Raw genomic sequence first — 20,461 nt, forward strand, 5'->3', positions numbered from 1 at the left:
TTTATCGCTCAGCTTTTTTCAATTACCTTTTTTTTAAGGTCCATATTGTATGAATTCATCATCTATAACCATTCCGCATCTTCTGCATATTAATTCACACCTGCAATCGTCCATTACAAAATCAACTGATCCGCAACCTGGACAGTGCTTTACACTTTTAGTACTGTTTGTTTTATATTTTAATCCGTTACATTCATAATTAGTCATTTTTATTCCTCCTAATTAAATTAACATATTGTCTGTTTATTATTTTGAATGTTTTTTATAATTTCATTATTTACTGTAGGAATTTCAATTTTTTTAAAGAAACTGGTATGCACCATATTATTTTCATAGATTAAAATATGTCCGTTACCGTAGCTGTTTGAAATTTTATAATATTTTCCTAAACCTACTGCATCTTTTTTAATAAATGAGTCAGAATTTATACTGGCCAATATATTTTCAAGCTCCTTATCGGATATATTTATTTTTTCACTGCTGGAACTGTCAATAATGTAGCTTCTAAGTAGCATTTCATCATACTTTTCATATAATGAATGATTGTTAAATATTTCAATTCCTACTTTGTTTTCTATAATGCATATTACTCCTATCTGGTTGTTTTCCATTTTGAAGTGCTTTAAATAGCTGTCAATATCATATTTGTTTTTTTCATAGCTGTCTCTAAGTGCTTTTGTTTTGGAGGAGGTGTTTTTATCCGTTTCCAAATCATCAATGGAATTCCAAACAACTTCCTGAAGGGGATTGTTCTTATTGTATGCTTTTTTTCTTCGGGTATTTGAGTTAGCTATGTAATCTGAATATTGAAACTCTGATTTATATTCATTTCTTCCTTTTTCAGAACAGTTTACAGGTATTTCCATTTCACTTTTAGGAGCTATTATCATTGTTTGTGAGATAATTCTGTTCTGGAGAGATCCTGCAATTTCTTCACCGTCAAGTAAAATTAATGGAGATACTGAGTTATTTTTTAATTTTACCTTTTCCACATTTGTGCTGTCACATTCCCCAATCGTTACAAGCCCCATTTTAAGCCCTTTTTTTAAATCTAAAACATCAAAGGGAGTATTGGTATCACTTAAAATAGGAACTACTGTTATGTTTTCGTAATCCTGCCTTTTGGCCAAACTCAAATGTTTTAAATTCATTTTTAATCACCTATATAAAGTTCAAATCATTTTCAGAATCTTTTTTTAATTCATCTATTTCATCAGAAGTTAATATTTTAGCTATTCCAATATCTCTGTTGTAGAATTTGATTTGTGCATAATCTTCATCTAAAATTTTATCATAAATTCTACCTGCACTCATTGTTCCTCTGATTACCGTATTTGTACTGTTTGATACATATGCTACCTGTCCTGCATGTCTCATTTCAACTTTAATGGCTTCATCATCATAGTTGTTGTCCTTTTCTTTTATTAATTTAAGAATTCCGTCTTTTTTAAAAGGCTTCACTCCAAAAAAGTGTCTCATACTTACTAAAGTGATATACATATCTTCTTTCATTTTATCTATTCCTTATGTAGGTTAGTGCTCTGTTTTTAATATCACTGAATTTTTCTTCTCTGGTTAATTCACCATTTTTAAAGACAGTCTGCAGATAGTCTTTTCTTTCATCAGATATTGGAACAGTTTTAAAGTGGCTGTTTTCCTTTACTAATTTTAATCTTCCTGTTTTTGATTTTTTGCTGCTGTCCAATGGGTTTTTAAAGATGTCATACCATGTTCCGTTTCTTAACTGTGCTGAACATTTAAATGCATTTCTTTGAGTGTCTCTGTTTACTGAAGAATGGAGGCCACCTCCCATTCCAAATATGATGTTTTGTGCTGCCCAGCCGTTTGACTTCATTCCAAATAGAATATCCCTTATTTTATGATAGTTCAGACCGTCTCCCCACAGCAGTCCGATGTTTTTTGCAAAGATTTTATAACCTTCTGTGGTTTTTACAGTTCCAAAACCTTCTCCAAGAATATTCAAACAGTCCAGTGTTGTTGAAACTGGTTCTCCACTGTCGGGTCTAAATACTACTTTATTTCCATCAGTTTTTTCTAAAAATTCATTAATTTTATCATTTAATTTATTGCCTTTTGTACTGGCTTGTTTTAAGAATTCTCTGTAGTTATAACTGTCAATTACCATAGATAATATTCCGTCTTTTGCATTATCAATTACATTAACTGTCTGTTTTATTTCACCTTCTTCTCCCAATGAAGTCATTACACTGTGTTCAGTTGCCTGTACTGACAGGCCGTATATATTATTGTCATTATAGTAGTTTTCAGGTATTGTTAATGCCGGAATTGTATCAGTTCCCTTAAAGCTTAGAAGATGTGCACTTCCGCACAGTTCTGCAGATTCTGTTGAGGTAGCTCCCCTATATCCAAAATCATGTAACATAAAGTCCAGGTTTTCTTTGCCTGATCCTGTTACTTCCAAATAAAAGTTACAGAGTTTTCTTACCTCTGCTGACAATGTAGCTACTGTTGACGGATACCATACCTGCAATAATAATGATTCCAGGTAATTCGGTAACCAGTAGCACTGTTTATCTGTGTTTTCAACAGTCATTAAAACATTTCCCACTTCTACAGGTGTTCCTTCTGCTACTGCTTTTATTTCTATCGGCAATTTTCCGTCAAGTTCATCAGCTATATACATCCATCCGTCATAGTTGAATATATCTTCACCAATGTGGGTCTTAATCAGACTGTTTGCCTGGTTTACTTTTTCTGGAGTTACAACTTCTCCTTTCAAATACTTTTTTATTATGTATTGGAGACCATAAAAGATTGTTTTGTTAAACTCTGATCCTACCCTGCTTTCCAAGTATGAATATAGTTTTTCAGTATTTTTTGGGTAAAATGCATGATGGGTAACTTTGTAACTGTCTGTCAGTAAACAGATATTGTTTTCAATCATTTTTAGTACCTCTTTTATAATATAATGTGTATATATTGTGAGTTTATACTATATAAATGTGTTTAATTAGTATTTAAAAAAAGTAAAAATGATGGTTTTTTTGATACGTGTTTGTCCCTTTTTAAGTAGGAGATATTATGCGGGGTGTGATGTTTAATTTCCAGTGTTTTTATCGTGTAAAAGGTGATATTTTTAATTTGAGAGCCAATACAATATATTTACAGTTTTAGGTTTATTAATCTGTTATTATAAAAGAAATTAGCATGTATCAACTCATTTTCATAGATTAATGAGGTTCCTGATCCGTTATTTGTTTTGATGAAATAAGACTGACCTAAACCAACAGTATTTCTTTTATTAAAATATTTTTCATTTATATTGTCTAAAACAGCCTCAAAGTCAAAGTCATCTTTTATAAGTGAATTATTTCCAACATCATCAATAATATAACTTTTAAGAATCATATCACTGTACTGTTCATATAAACTATGATTAGCAAATACATCCAAACCTACTTTATTTTCTAACCTGGCTATTACACCAACCTGATTATCATAAATCCCGAAGTGTTTCAAATAATCATCATTTGTTTTTTCTATTTTTTCATAATTATCCCTTAAAGCAGAGGTTTTGGAAAAACTGTTTCTTTTTACTTGAAGGTCTTCAATAGAATCCCATACTGCACCTTGTGAAGCTCTTATTGAATTGTCCATATTATATTCTGCTTTTCTGCATCGAGTTTCTGAATTTGCCATATAATTTGAATGTTTAAATTCAGATTTGTAATTCCACCTTCCCTGTTCAGAGCAATTAACTGGAATTGGTATGCTTGTATTCGGAGGAATTAACATACTTTGTCCAATAATTCTGTTTTGTTTTGCTCCAGCTACTTCTTCCCCATCTACTAAAAGTAATGGAGAGGTAGCATTATTTTTAACCATAATTGTTCCAACTGTACTTTGTTCACACTCAGATACTTCAACAAGACCCATTTTAAATCCTGTTGTTAAATCTAAAATATCTAATTTCAAAGGTGAATCATTTAAAATAGGAACTATAGTTATATTTCCACATTCTTGTTTTTTACCTAATAGCAATGTCATTTAAATCAATTTTTTAATATTTTTATAACAACTTATGTTATTACATAGTTATATTGTATTATTCTAGTATATAAATGTATCTAAAAAGTAACTAATTGGTTATAAATATGTATATTAATTTGATTCTTTTATATAGTTGGTAAAAAATTTAACCAACAGTATATAAAGGGTCGGTCAAAAAAATAACCAACTATATATAAAAGGTCGGTCAAAAAAATAACCAACTACTTGAAAAAGCTGATAAAAATGGAAATTGAAACACAATCATATATTACAAATTTACTTAAGACAAATCCTAAAATAGTTGAAAATAATTTAAACTATAATGATAAAAAATTTAACAAAAAAAAAGAATATTACCAACTTAAAGAACATATTGACACATTTTTGGAAAAAGAAAGTGGTGACCGATTTTTTATAATGCCCGGATTAAGAGGTGTTGGGAAAACAACAATCATATACCAATTATTCAGTTATCTGCTTAATGAAAAACAAATTCCAAAAAACAGAATATTATATCTTAATTTAGAAAACCTAAAAGATGTTCCTAACTTTAATATTAAAGAATACATTGATGTTTTCCTAAAAGATGTAAATGAAGCATATCCAACTGTAAAAAATCAGGTATTCATATTTGTAGATGAATCACAATATTCAAAAAATTGGGCATCTTTAGGTAAAATAATATTTGATGAAGATAAAAATGTTTTTATGATTTTCACAGGATCCGATGCATTGAATTTAGAGTATAACAATGATTCAGCTAGAAGATCTCTTAAAAAAGAAATTTATCCATTAAATTTTGCAGAATATCTTTATTTAAAATATGATATTAATTATCCGGACATGTTAAGTGAAACTTTTAGAGACATGATTTTCACAGGAAAAGTCAAAGAATCTCAAAAAATCGAAAATATGATGTATAATCAAAATCTAATAAATTTAAACCGGAATTACTTAAAAGAATGGGAATATTATATTCAATATGGATGTTTTCCATTTACTTTAAATAGAACAGAAGAATCAATTGTGCAATTGACTTTGGATATGAAAGACAGAATAATTGAAAAAGACCTTGATATAATAACTTCTTTTACAACTCCAATACGTTTAGCTACATACAAATTAATAAATATTATAGCAATGTCAAAACCTTCAGAGTTATCATCCAATAAACTATCCAATATATTAAATATTTCAAAAACTTCCATACAATCAATATTTCATGCATTGGAAAAAACACATTTATTATTTCATGTTGAACCTTATGGATCTTGTGTTAAAAGACAGCGAAAATCCTGGGAATATTACTTCTTAACTAGTCAAATAAAAGCAAGTATCTATATAAAAAATGGATTAGCTACACAAAATCCAAAAGAATACATTGCAAACCTTTCTGAAAATCTTGTTGCAGCTAGTTTATTTAAACTGCAGCAAAACAGAGATTTTGGAATATTTTATGACCCTGAAAAAGGTGGAGTAGACTTTCTGTTAAACACTATAATGGGAGATATAATTCCTATAGAAGTTGGAATTGGTGCTAAAAATACAAAACAGGTTAAAAAAGCTATTTCAAGATACAACTCTGATTATGGAATTATAGTTTCAAATAGAAGCAGCAGAATTCAAAAAGAAGATAATATAATAAGCATTCCCCTTTCTACATTTTCATTTATGTAGTTTCATATGTAAGAAAAGGTTCTTAATGGAATATAAATAATATTATTTTCCTTTTTTATGCTAAATGTTCTATTAGATATTAAAATACCATAATCTTTCATGAATTTGAAAATCTTGCATTTTTAAAGAAAATGGGAATGAATGTTGTGTTAAAAACTTTTTGAATTCAATATCTGGATCATTATCTAAGTTAATCATACTTTCTTGGATTTTTCTTTCATTAGTTATAGCTAAATCAACATTTCCATTTAGTATTAAATCTTGCAATGCAAAAGACATCTCCTTTGGAAAATGTATGTTCTGTTTTAAAAAAAGATATTCTGGAAATGTACATGGAAATATTGGTTCTTTTTCCATTCTTCTAATTGCATCAGCATGAATTTGTAATTCAATAGCAGATAAACCAGTAAAAATCATAAAAATATTATTGTTATTATCATATACTATTTTACCAGTTAATGCCCAATTTTTATCAAAATGAACTTCATCAATTAATAAGAATATTGGTTTATTTAATTCCACCATTGTTGTTTGATGTATGTTTTCAATAAAATTAGTTATTACATCCAATATATTAACATCATAAAAACTTTTCAACTCACTTACATCAAAATAAAGAATATCTGAATTAGGAACATCATTTTTAATTAAATATTCATACAATTGCAATAAAATTGTTGTTTTACCTACTCCTCTAAGACCAGGCATTACAATAAATCTATTTTGATTATTGCCATTTAAAAAGTTGTCAATGTATTCTTTTATTCTGAAATAATCAGTACGATGATTTAATTTTTTATTATTTGAGGATAATTTAGAAGATATAATTTTAGGCATTAATCTTTGTTTAGCTAAAATATATTGCATTAATTCTTCTTATAATTTCATAGTTTTACCTCCCAATTTTTATAGCCTATTATATTTTCATACTATTTTTCGTATAAGATACAAAAATGAAAAAAATAAAATAGCTATTTTTGAGCTATTTTATATTTAATCAATTGTTTTAATCCATTTGCATCACAATTTTCAGGTTCTAATTCCAATGCATAATTACAATATTTTAAAGCTTCTTCATATTTATTTAATATTAACAATGATGCTGATTTAAAAAATAAAACATTAAAGTTATTAGTTACTTCCAGGATTTTATCATAGCACTCAATAGCTTCATTATAAATGTTTAGTTTATATAATGTGGTGGCTTTTGCATATATTATTACTAAATCATTTGGTTCTAATTCTAGGAGTTTATCACAGGTTTTCAATGCTTCTGTATACTTGGTGAGTTCAAATTGGGCTGAGAATTTAATAGCTAATGCGTTAAAATTGTTTTTGTCTTTTTTTAATATTTTATTGCATTCTTTTATCGTTTCATCGTATTTTCCGTGTTCATACAACTCTGCAAGTTTAAGATTAACATTTAATTTTTCTTCGTACTTGTTTATCAGATTACTGTCTTCAAATGAGTTTAAATAATGTATACAAATTATTTTTCCAATTGTAGCCAGATTGTTGGTAGGATTTATATTTAACACACATTCAAAACCGTCAAGCGCTTTATAATAATCCTTTTTGTTTAATAATTTATTTGCTTCAATCAATGCAGATATTATTACATCCATATGCATCACACCTATTTAATTATTAAATAAAGAAATATTAAACCTTATTGTTATATTTAAAGACAATTTTTCAGTTTCGAGTCAATATTTCACCCCCATTACAATTAAGTGCTCTATACAATGCTTTTGGAGCTTCATCAATATCACCTAATAAATAAACGGCATTCATCATTAAAGCTGCAGCTTCTTCATTATCCTTATCAACATCCAAAACATCATAACAAAGATTTAAACATTCTCTATATTCCATACAGTGAAATCTATTAATTGCTTTTTTAAGAGAACCGTCAACTTTATCGTTAGCTATTTCCAAATCAAAAATTAAATCCTGAACTTCCTTTGCTTCAATCAATCTGTCCAGTTCAAGTAAAGCACAGAATTTATTTTTCCATAAATGCGTATTTGTTCTATCAATTTTTAATCCTTCATCAACACATTCCAATGCCTCTTCATGTTTTTCCATTTCCATTAAACATTCAGATTTTGATATTAAAGTTATAATATTTGATTTATCTTTTTTTAAAGATTTATTTAATATTTCAAGAGCTTTAGGGAATCTTTCAAGTTTCATAAACATACATGCTTTAGCATTTAGTGTAACACTATCTGCATCATCACTGATTTTATCCAAATATTCAACGGATTCATCAGTTCTGTCAAGATTATATAAGAATGTAGCTATTGAAATAAGAACTGCATCATCATCAGGATTATCTTTCAAATCATCAAAGCACAACCCCAATTCTTTTTCATAAATTTCTGCCGGAATAGTCTCGTCAATCTGATCTTTTGGCAGATAGATTGCAAATTTATTAAATGTCTTTAAATTTGAAATTGTTTTTTCCACTTCATTTGCATCATTTTTGCGGTTTAATTCTTCTAAAGCCAATTTTTTATTAGTTAAAACATCAAGATTATCTCCAAAACTTTCCAAGTATTCATCAGCTGTTTTAATTACCTCTTCAAACTTTTCTAAAAGAAATAAACAGTCAACTTTTAAATCCAAAATGCTTTTGTTATAATCAGCATCTAAAATTTCATTAAACAGCTCTAAAGCTTCATTATAATAATCCAAATCCATATAAACAATTGCTTTTACTTCTTTTAATTCTATATTTTCACCATTTGGCGCATTTTTTAATAATTTAAGTGATTTTTGTTTTTCATCAATGAAATAAAACATTGATGCAACAATAATTCTTAGTCTCACATCATCAGGTGATTCTCTTAAAAGATTACACCATGCAGGTATTTGTTTTTTTAATTCTTCCTTGTCAATATCCTCTTTTCTGAATTCCTTTATTTGATGTTCCATATTATTAACCTCAGATATTGCAATTTAAACCTAATCTTAAAAGTTTTTCTTTAACTTTTAAAGCTTCTTTTGTGCTGTTAAGTTCAACTAAAGAACAGAACTTATTTATTAAGATAGATTGATGGTTTTTATCAATTTTCAAGGCTACATTGGCAGTATCTACAACTTCATTAAAACGTTTTAATTGAAAAAGGCATTCAGTTTTATAGTAAAGTGCACTGATATTGCCGTTATCCACTTTCAAAACTTCGTTTAACAATTCCAGTGCCTGTTTATAGTTTTCCAGTCCCATTAAAATAACAGCTTTTAACTCTATAATAGAAACATTTCTAATATTTTCAATCTGATTTAAACAATTAAGAGATTCATTTAATTTACCTAGTTTATATAATAAAACAGATTTCCCAACAATGGTGGCTTCATCATCAGGATTTTCTTTTAAATCTTCATCAAATTTCAAAATTGCATTTTCAATATCTGCTTTCTTTTCTAAATTTTTACCATTAATTCTAATATTCAAATAGGAGTTCATATCTAAAACACCTCTACTCTAATCTTGGTAATAAGAAATATAAAAGCTTATTGTTAAATTTAAAGACAATTTAACCAGTAAAAAACAATTTAACAAAGTATAAACAATATTTATTTTAAATTAAAAATAATATTTATTTAACTTTAAAATATTGATTTCAGCCTTAAAAATTGTTCTTTTTTACAACAAAGCATTTAAATACTTGATATATCATAATAATTGCTATAAAAATTGATTAGCGTGATAACATGTCGAATCAGGCAGAAGACAAACTGTTTAAATATGCTGCAAAAGAAGACGGATTTAGTTTTATAAATTTAATTGAAGAATTAAATTCAGACATGAAAAAATATGACTTTGAATCTGAAAATTTAATATTCAACCCAACAGAATTAATAGAACTTGATCCTACCGTCTATAAATCAGATATGATAATGGAATTGGATAATATAATAGTAATAACTGAATTTCAATCAACAGTAGTAAAAAAATTCGATGAAAAAAGATATCGTTTATATACAGCAATTGTTGATTATGCAAAGCAAAACAACAAACCAATACTTTTAATAGTATTTAGTACAGCTGAAAAAACAAAAATTAAACAATATAAATTAAATAAGGACTGTGTATTTACAATTCCAATAATATCTCTAAAAGATTTTGACGGTGATGAAATTATAAATAATATTGAAAATAAAATAAAAAACAATACAAAAATAACCAGACGGGAATTAATATATCTATCACTAGCTCCATTTATGAGTTCAAGAAATCCTCTTGATGAACAAATAGAAAAAACTGTGCAAACACTAAATAAAGTACGAAATTCCATAGGAAGTACTAAGAATTTTGCTTTTGGAATTGAATTTCTAATTGTAGATAAATTTATAAACGAAACATCAAGAAGAAAAAGATTAAGAAACATATTGAGGGATAATATGAGATTAATGGAAGAATATGGGCAAGAAAGATACGATGAAGGATATGAAAAAGGAATTAAAAAAGGAATTGAAAAAGGAATTGAAAAAGGGCATGCTGAGGGAGCTAATAATGAAAAATGGAAAATAGCAAAATCATTATTAACTAGAAACATATCTCCTGAAGACATAGCTATTTCAACAAAATTAAGCATAGAAGAAATAAAACAGCTAAACACACAAACAGGAAAATAAAAACACTTTACCTGGAGTTTAAAAAATGAGAAAACTAATGGAAGAATATGGGCAGGAAAGATACGATGAAGGATATGAAAAAGGAATTGAAAAAGGGTATGCTGAGGGAGCTAATAATGAAAAATGGAAAATAGCAAAATCATTATTAACTAGAAACATATCTCCTGAAGACATAGCTATTTCAACAAAATTAAGCATAGAAGAAATAAAACAGCTAAATTTAAAAAATTAAATGGATTAAATAGTGATTAAAAATGACCGAAATATATTGCTCAAAATGCGGAGAAAAAAACTCACCGACAAAAGATTATTGTATCAACTGTGGAAGCGTACTTAGAAAACTTGATAACTTTAAAGTAGGTGATAAAATAACCTCATTTGAAGACATGTTTACACAAAAACACAAAGAGCAATTAAATGAAATACCATTAACCAATGAGATTTATGAACTTATATTGAATAATATATATGAAACAGGTAAAAAATCTCTTAAAAACAAAGGGTCCACAGCTTTAGAAAAAGTAGCTGATGTTGTTGAAGCATATGCCAAATGGTCATATAAATCCAAAGGAGGAGAACTTGGATTTTATAGTGCAAACAATATAAAACTAGATGACCGGCTAAATGATTCAGTACAAATAGCTACACTAATTCATGAGTTATCACACCATCTGCTTGCTGAAATTCATGAACAAATTCTAATGTATTTCTGGGAAGTTGAAAAAACCTATGAAATTGAAGTATTTGTCCAATACATTCTTGCATCTGGAACAGTACATTTAATGAATGAATACTGTGCCCATACTGTTGAAGGAAGATTCATTCCACATGGTTATCAAAATTACGGGTCATTTAATTCAATACTTGAAGAACAGAAAGATGAACTTGATCATGACACAGTTGTTATTTCACTTGTTTTAGGAAATACAATAGCTGAAGACATAATCCATTTACTTGAGCATTTTATTGATGAAGATTTGAGACGCGAAATAAAACAGCAATACAATAAAGACCAGTTACCTCCCAGCTATTCTCAGATAGGTATGGAAACTACAGATATGATGGATGAAAACAGCAGAAACGAACTGATTATGGGATCTCTTGCAGGTTCATTTGATGCAGCTATGAAAAATCCGGATTTTAAAAATGTGCTAAATGAATTTTTAGACACTTTTAAATCATTTAATCAGTGAATTTCATTTAAATCTTCACCATTAAATGCTAAAATTAATTTTTTAAAAGTATCTGCTTTTGTGACTGTATAGGAAGGTATTTTAACTTCACTCCATGCTTCATTAAATATTTCCTGAAGTTCATTTAATTCTAATTTTAAACTAGCTATTAAATCATTTCTGGATTTGTTAAATTCCAAATTAAAAGAAGGATTATAATAATCACTGTAATCATCACAAATCCAATTATTAGCTTCTAAAATAAAATACTTAATGTGTAATTTAAGTAATTTTAAATCACTGATATTGTCAACTGATATGTTAATGATATGGCCTATAGATGTTTTGTAGTGATCCCATTGTTTATTATTTACAGATTCATTAGCTAAATTAGTATAATACCTATATAAAACCTCATAAATAGAATCAGTTACTTTAGATTTCTTAAATAATGACTCGTATTTTTCTAGAGAAATAAATTCATCTAACTGTTATCATAATAATAGACAATGTATTTATTTTCTTTTAAAAATTTTTCAGCTTCAGATGTTAAAACAAAAGTGCTGTTTTCAAATTCATTATTAATCTCATCATCTGATAAATTTTTACTTATTCTTTCAATCAGTTCATCTTTTTTACCTGAAACTTTCAAATCATACTTTTTTAAAACTTTTTTAATATCTGAAATAGTATAATTGGAAATACTGTAAACAGGATCACCTAATGTGAAATAATTATCTTTAACAGCCTGTTTTTTTAATTTAAACCCGTCAATATTATTAAATACCGGAAACTCAACTTTCCCAGGATTTTCATTGACATATCTTAAAAAACAAACATAAGCATATTTAAAATTAAGGGGATATTTCTCATATAATTTGGCACAATATATCTCATTTAAGTTCAAATCATCATCTTTCGGTGCTTTAATAGCTATTGATTGCATATTTTTAGCACCACATTTATAGCAAAATTTATCTGTTAAAAAAAGGCTGCTTTGACAATTCGGACAAAAAGTTATATTGTCTTTCAGATTTAAAAGGAAAATAAGTTCTTTTTTAGCTATTAATTCTTTAGAGGGTACAACATATTTTGTAATTTCTGGAGCTAACTGTTTTAAAAGATAATTTAATCTAATTGGAATAGCTTCCAAACAACATTCACCAGTAGTTATTTCATGTTTAATCTGATTAATAACAATATTAGCTTCTTTAACTGTTAAATTTAAGGAATTTAACTTATCCATAAATTCCTGGGAAAAATAATCTCCGCCAGTAAGCTCTCTTAATTTATTTTCTTCAGGTGTGTACTCAGAAGTCATTAAAATCAATTAGGTTATTAAATATTTAGAAAAGATATCCTTTGTATACAAGAAATATGAAAACAGCTATTAATATTCCAAGGTTTATATAAGTACTTGTGTCTTTAATCTTCTTTTTTACTAAAATAGCACAATATAAGATAATAGTTATAATATAAATTATTCCAATAATTAACTTAAACATATTTTCTCCTTAAAATGATTTTAGTATTTGAAAATATTTAAGTGTATTTACCTTCTTCTATATATGGCAGCTATAAAACAGCCAGCTATCGGAGGTATAAAACACATCAATAAATAATATATATTTTGCATTGTGATAATAAATAAAATACCTGGAATTACAGCAACTAAAATACTATTAAGAAATGCATTGTCTGATTTAAATTCAAAAAGAAACCCCGCTGCAAATAAACAAAGAACTAATACAAGCCTACTTGCGAAAAGTATTGCAATTAAAAGGAAGATAAATCCTAAAATAATGGGATAAAGATTAGTTTTATTAAAACTTAACAAATTCCTATTATCAGATTTACCATTTATTTTTGCACCGCATTTTTGGCAAAATTTATCTTTTATACTAGTTTCAAAACCGCACTCTGGACAGTAATGTTTATTTTCTTTTGAAGTATGATTAAGTTTAAGTCCGCATTCAGAACAAAAATCATCTCCACTAACTTCATTTCCACACTTTGGACATCTTATCATATTTTGCCTCATGGGTTTAAGCTAAAAATTCACATGAACTTATTGAAAAACATTATATCTTCAACACTTTCACCATTAGTTATTTTTTTAATTGATTTATATGAATCATAAATTGAATATACATGTAAAGTTAAACATGCTAAAATACCTAATAATAATACAATCACAGCTAACATATACCATAGATATCCCAATAGTAGTGTAAATATAGCTACTAATACTACAAGCACTATTTGAGATATTAAAAAGGATATGCCTCTTTTAAATAATCCTAAATAAATATGTCCCGCACCGGTAGTGTATATAGATATTAAAAATGCAGTTCCAGGATTAAAAGTAGCAACAAGATTATTGCCTACCTGATTATTTGCCTTTAATTCATGAGTTCCGCAATTAGAACAAAATTTATCTTCACTGGCCATTTCACTTCCACAGTTAGCACAAAATTTCTTTTCCTGCTTTTCATTATTATTATTTATAACCTTTTCTTTTTTATTCTTTTTTTGAGAAGGAATTTTAGATCCGCAATTTTCACAAAAAATTGCATTTCCAATTTCTTCACCACAAACTTGACATTTAACCATTTGACATCCCTTTTTTACTTATTTGAAAATATTAGTTCATTTTTAAGCTTTTTAAACTCTTCAGGAGTTATTATCTCATTTTTTAATAGTTTTTGGTATTCTTTTAATAATTGAGTTTTACTTTGTTGGGAATTTTGATTTTCAATAATAACATTAGCAACTTGATTCTTTGAAACTTCAAATAAATCAACTAATTTTTGACCAAATTCATAACTAGGAAGTCTAATTTCATAATAAGTATTATCAACTAATTTGATTAATAATCTATCAAACATATCCTTACTATCATTATTTGCAATTAAATCTTTAAATTTCATAGCTTTAAAATGTTGAATTTCATTTTTAATTGATTTTTTAATATCATGAGATGATGTCCATACTCTTTTAGTAATATCTTCAAATTTACTTTCATCATCAAGACTTTTAGTTACTCTCATTGATACAATGTTGTCAAAATACAATGTTCTATCTAAGTAGACCTTATTCATTCCAGCATTTGTTTTTTTAAAGTCTCTATTATCAATTTCCATAAAAACAAATTTTTTATCTTTTATTATAAAAAATCCATCAATAGTAATTTTATTTCCTTTAGAATTAGCAATCTGATTACCAATTGAGTCATAATGGGTTTTATTTCCTTTAAAATTAGCAATCTGATTACCAATTAAATCATGATTTAAAACTTTATTATATACATGATTTGTTAATAAATCACTTTCAATATTAACTACTGATGATAGTTTAGATGCATGATTTTTAAGTGAATTTAACTTAGAAACACCATCTAAAACCGTGCTAATTTTACTATTATCTTTTTCTAGTTTATTAAATCGAACAACACTTGTTAAAAAGTAATCTTCATCTCCAATTCCAAATTCTTCTGCAAGTTTATCATATCTCTCAACAATTTCATCTCTTTTTTTGTCCGATTCACTTTTAGAAGAGTTTAAATTACACCCGCAATTACTGCAAAATTCATTCATTATGTTGTTTTCAGCACTGCATTTTTGACAAAAATTAGTATCATTAGATACATCTACTTTTTCACCACATTGAAAACAAAAAGTGGAATCTATAATTTCAGCACCACAATTGTTACATTTATTCATACTGCACCTGACTAATTTTTATCAGAATACCATTAATTTTATAATTTCTATTTAATTAAATAAAGTTTCTTGTTTAAGTTTATCATATTCTTCCTGAGTAATTGCACCACTATTTAATAATTCTTGATATTCACTTAAAAGTTGAGCTTTATTTGGTTGAGAATTTTGATTTTCAATAATGACTTTTTGTGGTTGGCCTTTTAAACTTTCAAATAGATCAACTAATTTTTGACCAAAATCATAACTAGGAAGTCTAATTTCATAAGAAGTATTATCGACTAATTTAATTAATAATCTATCAAACATATCTGCACTGTCATTGTTTATAATTAAGTCTTTAAATCGTATTGCTTTTAAACTTTGAATATCATTTTGAATAGATCTTTTAATATCATGTGGAGAAGTCCAAGCTCTTTTTGTAATATCTTCGTACTTACTTTCATCACCAAGACTTTTAGTTACTCTCATTGAGACAATTTTATCAAAATAAAAATTATTTATTCCTGCATTAACTTTTTTAAAATCCCTATTATCAATTTCCATAAAAACAAATTTATCTTCTTTTATTAAGAAAAATCCATCAATGATGGTTTCATTTCCTAAATATAATCCGGGATTGTATCCTAAAACAGCATTAATTTTTTTATGTTTAGTAGTACCTGGTTCTAAGAAATTATATCTTTTAACACTTGTTAAAAAGTAATCTTCATTTTTAATTCCAAATTCTTCTGCAAGTTTATCATATCTTTCAATTATTTCATCTCTTCTAGCATTCCATTCTCTTTGTTTTTCAGATATTGATGCTCCATTTTCTATTTTGTGTCCACAGTTTCTACAAAAATTAGTGTTTTTATCATTAGCAATGCCACATTTTGGGCACATATTTTTATCGGTCTGAGGTGAAGATACTTTTTCACCACATTGGAAACAAAAAGCAGAATCTGTAACTTCAGCACCACAATTACTGCATTTAACCATAATATCACTTCATTATTGTGAATCAAGAGCTTTTTTAAGTTTATTACCCCAATCTTTTTCTTCAATATCATTAACCGTATGCTGCAAATTATTAGAAACATCTGCAATAGATTCATTAAGAGAATTGATTTTGGTATCCATAATATCCAATTCTAGTTTCATAAATCCTTTTTCAATATCAGAATAAATTTTAGAGTTTTCTTCAGAAATTAACTCAATATTATCTCCATCAGTTAACATGTCCATTAATCTTAAAAATACATGTTCTTGATGTTGTTTTTCATATTCTTTTATTGTGTACTCACTATAAACTTTTTCTAACAGCATTTTGATAACATTTATAAAATCTTCTTTATCATTATTTTCATTAATATTATTTGGAGTTAAACTAGTTTTTAATAAAAATACAGAATCAATATGTTCATCATCTTTTAAAACTAATGAATAACCCTTATTTTCAACAAAAACTAATGCTATTGATTTATTATCATAGATATTAGTTTCAACTTTCTTAAATTCTTTTGGAATTGATAAATAATCTAAATTACGAACTAACATTTGAAATACCTTATAATTTAATTAATTATATTTTATTAATATGTAGTATATTAATGTTGTTATTAAAAATGGATATTAATTAATATTTTATTAATAACATAATAGTTAAATATTTATTTTAAGCTAATAATAAGCTTATTATATGTTTCCAATAATATATATAAAGTTATAACCTCATTATTAATTAAATAATACATATGAACAAAAAAGAACTTTATTCAGCTATTGGATTTATAAAAATATCAAAAACACGTCAAAAAATATTAAAATGTCTTGAAAATAATTATATGTTGCCTTCTGAAATTGCACTAAAAACAGATTTAGGAACTACACAAGTATCTAATGCACTTTCAGACTTAAAAAACAAAAGATTAGTTGAATGTATTAATGAAGAAGACAAAAAAGGAAGAATATATGAAATAACTAAACTTGGATTGGAAGTTTTAAACCAAATAAAAAAATTATAATCTATGTTTTAAATCATTAATTTTAGTTAAAACTTCTTCATCATGAGTTAAGTTATATAAAACACCATAAAAATACAAGGACTGATTTAAAAGATTTTTCTTTTCAAAATCCAAAGCTAAAAACATTGATATTTCCAAAATATCATCATTAATATTTGTCGGAATATTTTCATCATTTAAAACTTTTTTAATGTCTGTTTCATCAATATGCAGATAGCTGTTTATTAATTGCAGCTCTATTTGTGCCCTCGGATGATTTTCATAGTTTAAACTTTGTTCATATAATGCCTTTGATATGTTACACTTCTTATTTTCATAGTAGCAGTATCCCAAATCCCTATACGCTTTAGCTATTTCTCTTGGATCATAGCTAAACTTTAAAATTTCAACTGTTGTTTTCTTCAAATTATTCAAATCATAATTTCCATCATATAATGCAGATAATGTAGATAAAATCTCACCAGAAACAGGATTATAGGATAGAGCTTTTTTAAGTGCACTTTCAGCCCTGTCAAATTCAGATAAATTCATAAGTACAACACCATACAAGTAAAACACTCTTGGATATTCATCACCAAATGGAATTACTTTCATTTGTTTTGGTGTTTTAAAATATTTCCGGAATAACTTCTCTTCCAAAGGATTATTAAAGTAAAAATAATCAAATTGAGGATCTTCCCTAAATTTAAATGGTAAAATTTCCATAAAGTCTTCAAGCTCTTTTAGGGCTGTTTCAAAATCCCCATAATTCAGATAACTGTAAACTGATTTTATGAATTCGTCAACTGGTATATCCTGAATAACAGCTTTTTTATACGCATTTTGTTCTTCATCACTCATCAAATCCCAAAGCAATCTGCCAAGTTCCAAATGGATTTCCTTTGAGTTATGAATCTTAAATTGCTTAATCAGATAAGCTTTATCTTTATCTGTATTTCCAGTTAAATCAGATTTAATTTTAGCTATTATATCATCATAAGACATGTTTTATCATTTTTTAATTGGATTTATTTGCATTATATTCAGCTATTTGCTTTTTAAATTCTCTTTCCTGAGCTCGTTCTATTGCATCCATTTCAGCTATTTGCTTTTTAAATTTTCTTTCCTGAGCTTCTTGTTCTGTTGCATCCATTTCAGCTATTTTCTTCTGATAATATTCTTCTTCCCCATAATCATCCATTTCTGATTTAAAATCTGATCCATAAATTTCTGATTCCATTTCAAAAGTTAAATTATCTTCAAAGTCATATTCTTCCATAAATGAACGTTCATCATAATCAGAATTACTGGACTCATCCATATAATAACCACGTTCAAAACAGCTCATAGGACCTTCAATAGAGTCTTCTTTTCTGAACTGTTCCTGTTGATACTTTTTATATTCCAAATCAGAATCAATACAATCTGAATAATCATCCCATTTATCATATTCCTGTTCTAAATCAAAATGTTCATCAATTTTATCCATAAATTGTTCTTCTATTGGATAATCATCACAGGAATTATATTTATAATAGTTATCCATCAATTGATTCATAAATTTTTCATACTTTAACAATTCCAAATCAATACGGTTAGCCAGTTCCATCTGTTCCACATCTTCATCAGATATTTCATGAATTTCAGGTGCTTGTGTAGCTATAAATTTTTTAAATTGTATTTCAGAATCAAGAGATTCATCATAACTTATTTTTTCAAACATTTTTATCCCATAAGTGTTAAAATCATTTGAGAAACTTGCCAGAAGATAATTAAAGTTATAACAGTTAATAAAAACCATTTCATCCATTCTTCAAGTTTATTTAATTCATCAACAAAGTACTTGCTTTTATTATTGAATTTTTTCATTTTATTAAACATTCCTTTTATAATATCAAATTTTCATTTACAAATTTATAAAAAATCCATGTTTCTTTAGGTTTTAAAAATAGTTTTTTTCTTGTTAATTATTAATTTGTAAAACATAGTATATAAACTTGTGTATATGATGATTTAAAAAAAGTTAAAAAATAGTGATGAATTTATAAAAATTTAATATAGTATAAATAACTAATACACATAACTCCAATAGCTATAATGATAATGCAGGTTCCATGTTTATGGACATCTTCATTTTTCTGAGTTAACAAGTAAATACCGGCAACAATAGCTGCTAAAGGAATTAAAAAAGAAAATATATATCCAATTGCAATAGCAACACTATGCTTATCATTTGCAGATTCATCTAAATATCTGCCACATTTAGGACATCTTATGGCTCCTTTAGGGATAGTTGAGCCACAATGTTTGCAATATTCATTATTTAACTTTATGTGGTCAATAGGAAATTTAGCTCCACATTTCTGGCAAAATTTTGTATTATTTTTTACTTCACTACCACATTTAGGACAATACTTCATAGTTCACTCATTTAATTTTATTTCCGCATTCCGGACAGAATTTAGAATCCTTACTTACTTTAGCTCCGCAATTGGAACAGCTTTTTTCAGGGTTATTATCTTCTTTAGATTTCTCTTTAGATTCTTCTTTAGCTTCTTCCTTAGAATTATCTTCTTTAGATTTATCTTTAGATTCTTCTTTTGAAGATTTGTCTTCTTCTTTAGAGTCATCTTCTAATTTATGACCGCATTCAGGACAAAATGCACCATCTTCATCTAATTTTGCACCACATTCCGGACAATGTATAAAATTAAACTTATGACCGCATTCCGGACAGAATATATTATCAGCATTGACTTCAACACCGCACTCTTGGCAGGTAACAGTGGGTATTTTTCCTAAATTCAAGTTAACTGACCCCAAAGGATTAATATCTAAATAATTATCACGGATATAGTTAACAATAACAGCTACAATAATACAAATTCCTGTAAACTGATAAATTAGCAATGAAGAATTCATAGCTACTTTCAATGCACTAGTAAATATTAAATGTATACTTACATATGAACCAAAGAATGCAAAAACAGCATTGGTTATGATTAAATCCAAGTCATTTTCAAAAATATCCAATTTTATAAATAGAAATCCATAAATTGCTCCTAAAATTATAAAACCCACATACATTTCAATTCCATTTACTGAATACATTACAGAATATAAAATGCCAGTTATAATAAATCCTATAATTAATGCTATAACTCCATTTTTAACAATATTTCCGATATATTCATCTTGATTCAATAAAACACCTCATTTTTTTATACTTATT

General features: G+C 27.0%; 27 protein-coding genes. 5 read left to right on the top strand and 22 right to left on the bottom strand.

The window, feature by feature from the left end; translation table 11 throughout:
- Positions 1-33: 33 nt before the first annotated feature.
- The 5 genes from ACMC9J_RS00115 to ACMC9J_RS00135 all read right to left on the bottom strand — a co-directional run bounded on the left by ACMC9J_RS00115 (position 34) and on the right by ACMC9J_RS00135 (position 4,029).
- Positions 34-207, bottom strand: a complete 174-nt coding sequence (locus tag ACMC9J_RS00115; RefSeq protein WP_427003310.1) for a TFIIB-type zinc ribbon-containing protein — start codon at positions 205-207, stop codon at positions 34-36.
- A gap of 20 nt (positions 208-227) precedes the next feature.
- Entirely contained in the window at positions 228-1,151 is a 924-nt protein-coding gene (locus ACMC9J_RS00120) for an ARPP-1 family domain-containing protein (protein ID WP_427003311.1), read from the bottom strand.
- A gap of 10 nt (positions 1,152-1,161) precedes the next feature.
- The gene (locus tag ACMC9J_RS00125; protein WP_427003312.1) at positions 1,162-1,512 is read right to left on the bottom strand and encodes an HIRAN domain-containing protein; all 351 of its coding nucleotides are present in this window, start codon (positions 1,510-1,512) and stop codon (positions 1,162-1,164) included.
- 1 nt (position 1,513) lies between these two features.
- Positions 1,514-2,926 (bottom strand): nicotinate phosphoribosyltransferase, encoded by a 1,413-nt coding sequence (locus ACMC9J_RS00130; protein ID WP_427003313.1) that lies wholly within the window; start codon positions 2,924-2,926, stop codon positions 1,514-1,516.
- A gap of 218 nt (positions 2,927-3,144) precedes the next feature.
- Positions 3,145-4,029 (bottom strand): ARPP-1 family domain-containing protein, encoded by an 885-nt coding sequence (locus ACMC9J_RS00135; RefSeq protein WP_427003314.1) that lies wholly within the window; start codon positions 4,027-4,029, stop codon positions 3,145-3,147.
- Positions 4,030-4,275: 246 nt separating this feature from the next.
- On the opposite strand from ACMC9J_RS00135, the gene ACMC9J_RS00140 reads away from it, so the two are divergent.
- Entirely contained in the window at positions 4,276-5,709 is a 1,434-nt protein-coding gene (locus ACMC9J_RS00140) for an ATP-binding protein (RefSeq protein WP_427003315.1), read from the top strand.
- 72 nt (positions 5,710-5,781) lie between these two features.
- Here ACMC9J_RS00140 and ACMC9J_RS00145 read toward each other — a convergent pair whose 3' ends face one another.
- The 4 genes from ACMC9J_RS00145 to ACMC9J_RS00160 all read right to left on the bottom strand — a co-directional run bounded on the left by ACMC9J_RS00145 (position 5,782) and on the right by ACMC9J_RS00160 (position 9,181).
- A complete protein-coding gene (locus ACMC9J_RS00145) occupies positions 5,782-6,576 on the bottom strand; it encodes an ATP-binding protein (RefSeq protein ID WP_427003316.1) in 795 nt (264 codons plus the stop codon).
- A 104-nt stretch (positions 6,577-6,680) separates the two neighbouring features.
- Positions 6,681-7,334 (bottom strand): tetratricopeptide repeat protein, encoded by a 654-nt coding sequence (locus ACMC9J_RS00150; protein ID WP_019268305.1) that lies wholly within the window; start codon positions 7,332-7,334, stop codon positions 6,681-6,683.
- 70 nt (positions 7,335-7,404) lie between these two features.
- Entirely contained in the window at positions 7,405-8,649 is a 1,245-nt protein-coding gene (locus ACMC9J_RS00155) for a tetratricopeptide repeat protein (RefSeq protein ID WP_019265586.1), read from the bottom strand.
- Positions 8,650-8,659: 10 nt separating this feature from the next.
- Complete coding sequence (locus ACMC9J_RS00160) at positions 8,660-9,181, bottom strand: tetratricopeptide repeat protein (protein ID WP_019265585.1); 522 nt, start codon at positions 9,179-9,181, stop codon at positions 8,660-8,662.
- 248 nt (positions 9,182-9,429) lie between these two features.
- Between ACMC9J_RS00160 and ACMC9J_RS00165 the strand changes: the two genes are divergently transcribed.
- From ACMC9J_RS00165 to ACMC9J_RS00175, 3 genes are read left to right on the top strand one after another with little or no spacing between them, the layout of a single operon-like run.
- Entirely contained in the window at positions 9,430-10,353 is a 924-nt protein-coding gene (locus tag ACMC9J_RS00165) for a hypothetical protein (protein WP_427003317.1), read from the top strand.
- Between the two features lie 25 nt (positions 10,354-10,378).
- The gene (locus tag ACMC9J_RS00170; RefSeq protein ID WP_019268726.1) at positions 10,379-10,585 is read left to right on the top strand and encodes a hypothetical protein; all 207 of its coding nucleotides are present in this window, start codon (positions 10,379-10,381) and stop codon (positions 10,583-10,585) included.
- A gap of 22 nt (positions 10,586-10,607) precedes the next feature.
- The gene (locus tag ACMC9J_RS00175; RefSeq protein WP_427003318.1) at positions 10,608-11,546 is read left to right on the top strand and encodes a zinc-ribbon domain-containing protein; all 939 of its coding nucleotides are present in this window, start codon (positions 10,608-10,610) and stop codon (positions 11,544-11,546) included.
- Here the strand turns inward: ACMC9J_RS00175 and ACMC9J_RS00180 are convergent.
- The 8 genes from ACMC9J_RS00180 to ACMC9J_RS00215 all read right to left on the bottom strand — a co-directional run bounded on the left by ACMC9J_RS00180 (position 11,540) and on the right by ACMC9J_RS00215 (position 16,783).
- The gene (locus ACMC9J_RS00180) at positions 11,540-11,725 is read right to left on the bottom strand and encodes a hypothetical protein (protein WP_427003319.1); all 186 of its coding nucleotides are present in this window, start codon (positions 11,723-11,725) and stop codon (positions 11,540-11,542) included. The genes ACMC9J_RS00175 and ACMC9J_RS00180 overlap by 7 nt on opposite strands.
- A gap of 284 nt (positions 11,726-12,009) precedes the next feature.
- On the bottom strand, positions 12,010-12,846 hold the full coding sequence (locus ACMC9J_RS00185) for an SAP domain-containing protein (protein ID WP_427003320.1): 837 nt from the start codon (positions 12,844-12,846) through the stop codon (positions 12,010-12,012).
- 25 nt (positions 12,847-12,871) lie between these two features.
- Entirely contained in the window at positions 12,872-13,030 is a 159-nt protein-coding gene (locus ACMC9J_RS00190) for a hypothetical protein (RefSeq protein ID WP_019265580.1), read from the bottom strand.
- 47 nt (positions 13,031-13,077) lie between these two features.
- Positions 13,078-13,554: a double zinc ribbon domain-containing protein gene (locus ACMC9J_RS00195; RefSeq protein WP_427003321.1), complete on the bottom strand. Its 477-nt coding sequence runs from the start codon at positions 13,552-13,554 to the stop codon at positions 13,078-13,080.
- Between the two features lie 29 nt (positions 13,555-13,583).
- On the bottom strand, positions 13,584-14,138 hold the full coding sequence (locus ACMC9J_RS00200; protein WP_019268301.1) for a zinc ribbon domain-containing protein: 555 nt from the start codon (positions 14,136-14,138) through the stop codon (positions 13,584-13,586).
- A gap of 14 nt (positions 14,139-14,152) precedes the next feature.
- Positions 14,153-15,247 carry a zinc ribbon domain-containing protein gene (locus tag ACMC9J_RS00205; RefSeq protein WP_094516496.1) on the bottom strand — a complete coding sequence of 365 codons (1,095 nt, stop codon included), beginning with the start codon at positions 15,245-15,247 and terminating at the stop codon, positions 14,153-14,155.
- Positions 15,248-15,298: 51 nt separating this feature from the next.
- Positions 15,299-16,225 (bottom strand): zinc-ribbon domain-containing protein, encoded by a 927-nt coding sequence (locus ACMC9J_RS00210; protein ID WP_004033768.1) that lies wholly within the window; start codon positions 16,223-16,225, stop codon positions 15,299-15,301.
- A 12-nt stretch (positions 16,226-16,237) separates the two neighbouring features.
- Complete coding sequence (locus ACMC9J_RS00215) at positions 16,238-16,783, bottom strand: hypothetical protein (RefSeq protein ID WP_019268299.1); 546 nt, start codon at positions 16,781-16,783, stop codon at positions 16,238-16,240.
- 197 nt (positions 16,784-16,980) lie between these two features.
- Between ACMC9J_RS00215 and ACMC9J_RS00220 the strand changes: the two genes are divergently transcribed.
- Positions 16,981-17,250, top strand: coding sequence for a winged helix-turn-helix domain-containing protein (locus tag ACMC9J_RS00220; protein ID WP_004033762.1), 270 nt, complete (start codon positions 16,981-16,983; stop codon positions 17,248-17,250).
- Here the strand turns inward: ACMC9J_RS00220 and ACMC9J_RS00225 are convergent.
- The 5 genes from ACMC9J_RS00225 to ACMC9J_RS00245 form a co-directional block, all read right to left on the bottom strand.
- Positions 17,245-18,234 carry a tetratricopeptide repeat protein gene (locus tag ACMC9J_RS00225; protein ID WP_427003322.1) on the bottom strand — a complete coding sequence of 330 codons (990 nt, stop codon included), beginning with the start codon at positions 18,232-18,234 and terminating at the stop codon, positions 17,245-17,247. The two genes, ACMC9J_RS00220 and ACMC9J_RS00225, sit on opposite strands and share 6 nt — an antisense overlap.
- 13 nt (positions 18,235-18,247) lie before the next feature.
- Positions 18,248-18,952 (bottom strand): hypothetical protein, encoded by a 705-nt coding sequence (locus ACMC9J_RS00230; RefSeq protein ID WP_427003323.1) that lies wholly within the window; start codon positions 18,950-18,952, stop codon positions 18,248-18,250.
- A 2-nt stretch (positions 18,953-18,954) separates the two neighbouring features.
- The gene (locus tag ACMC9J_RS00235; protein WP_304130052.1) at positions 18,955-19,098 is read right to left on the bottom strand and encodes a hypothetical protein; all 144 of its coding nucleotides are present in this window, start codon (positions 19,096-19,098) and stop codon (positions 18,955-18,957) included.
- A gap of 173 nt (positions 19,099-19,271) precedes the next feature.
- Positions 19,272-19,649: a zinc-ribbon domain-containing protein gene (locus ACMC9J_RS00240; protein ID WP_019265569.1), complete on the bottom strand. Its 378-nt coding sequence runs from the start codon at positions 19,647-19,649 to the stop codon at positions 19,272-19,274.
- Positions 19,650-19,656: 7 nt separating this feature from the next.
- The gene (locus tag ACMC9J_RS00245; protein ID WP_427003324.1) at positions 19,657-20,433 is read right to left on the bottom strand and encodes a zinc ribbon domain-containing protein; all 777 of its coding nucleotides are present in this window, start codon (positions 20,431-20,433) and stop codon (positions 19,657-19,659) included.
- Between the last annotated feature and the right edge of the window lie 28 nt (positions 20,434-20,461).

It is taken from the genome of Methanobrevibacter intestini (genome assembly GCF_047402955.1).
In the GTDB taxonomy this organism is placed as follows: Archaea; Methanobacteriota; Methanobacteria; order Methanobacteriales; family Methanobacteriaceae; genus Methanocatella; species Methanocatella intestini.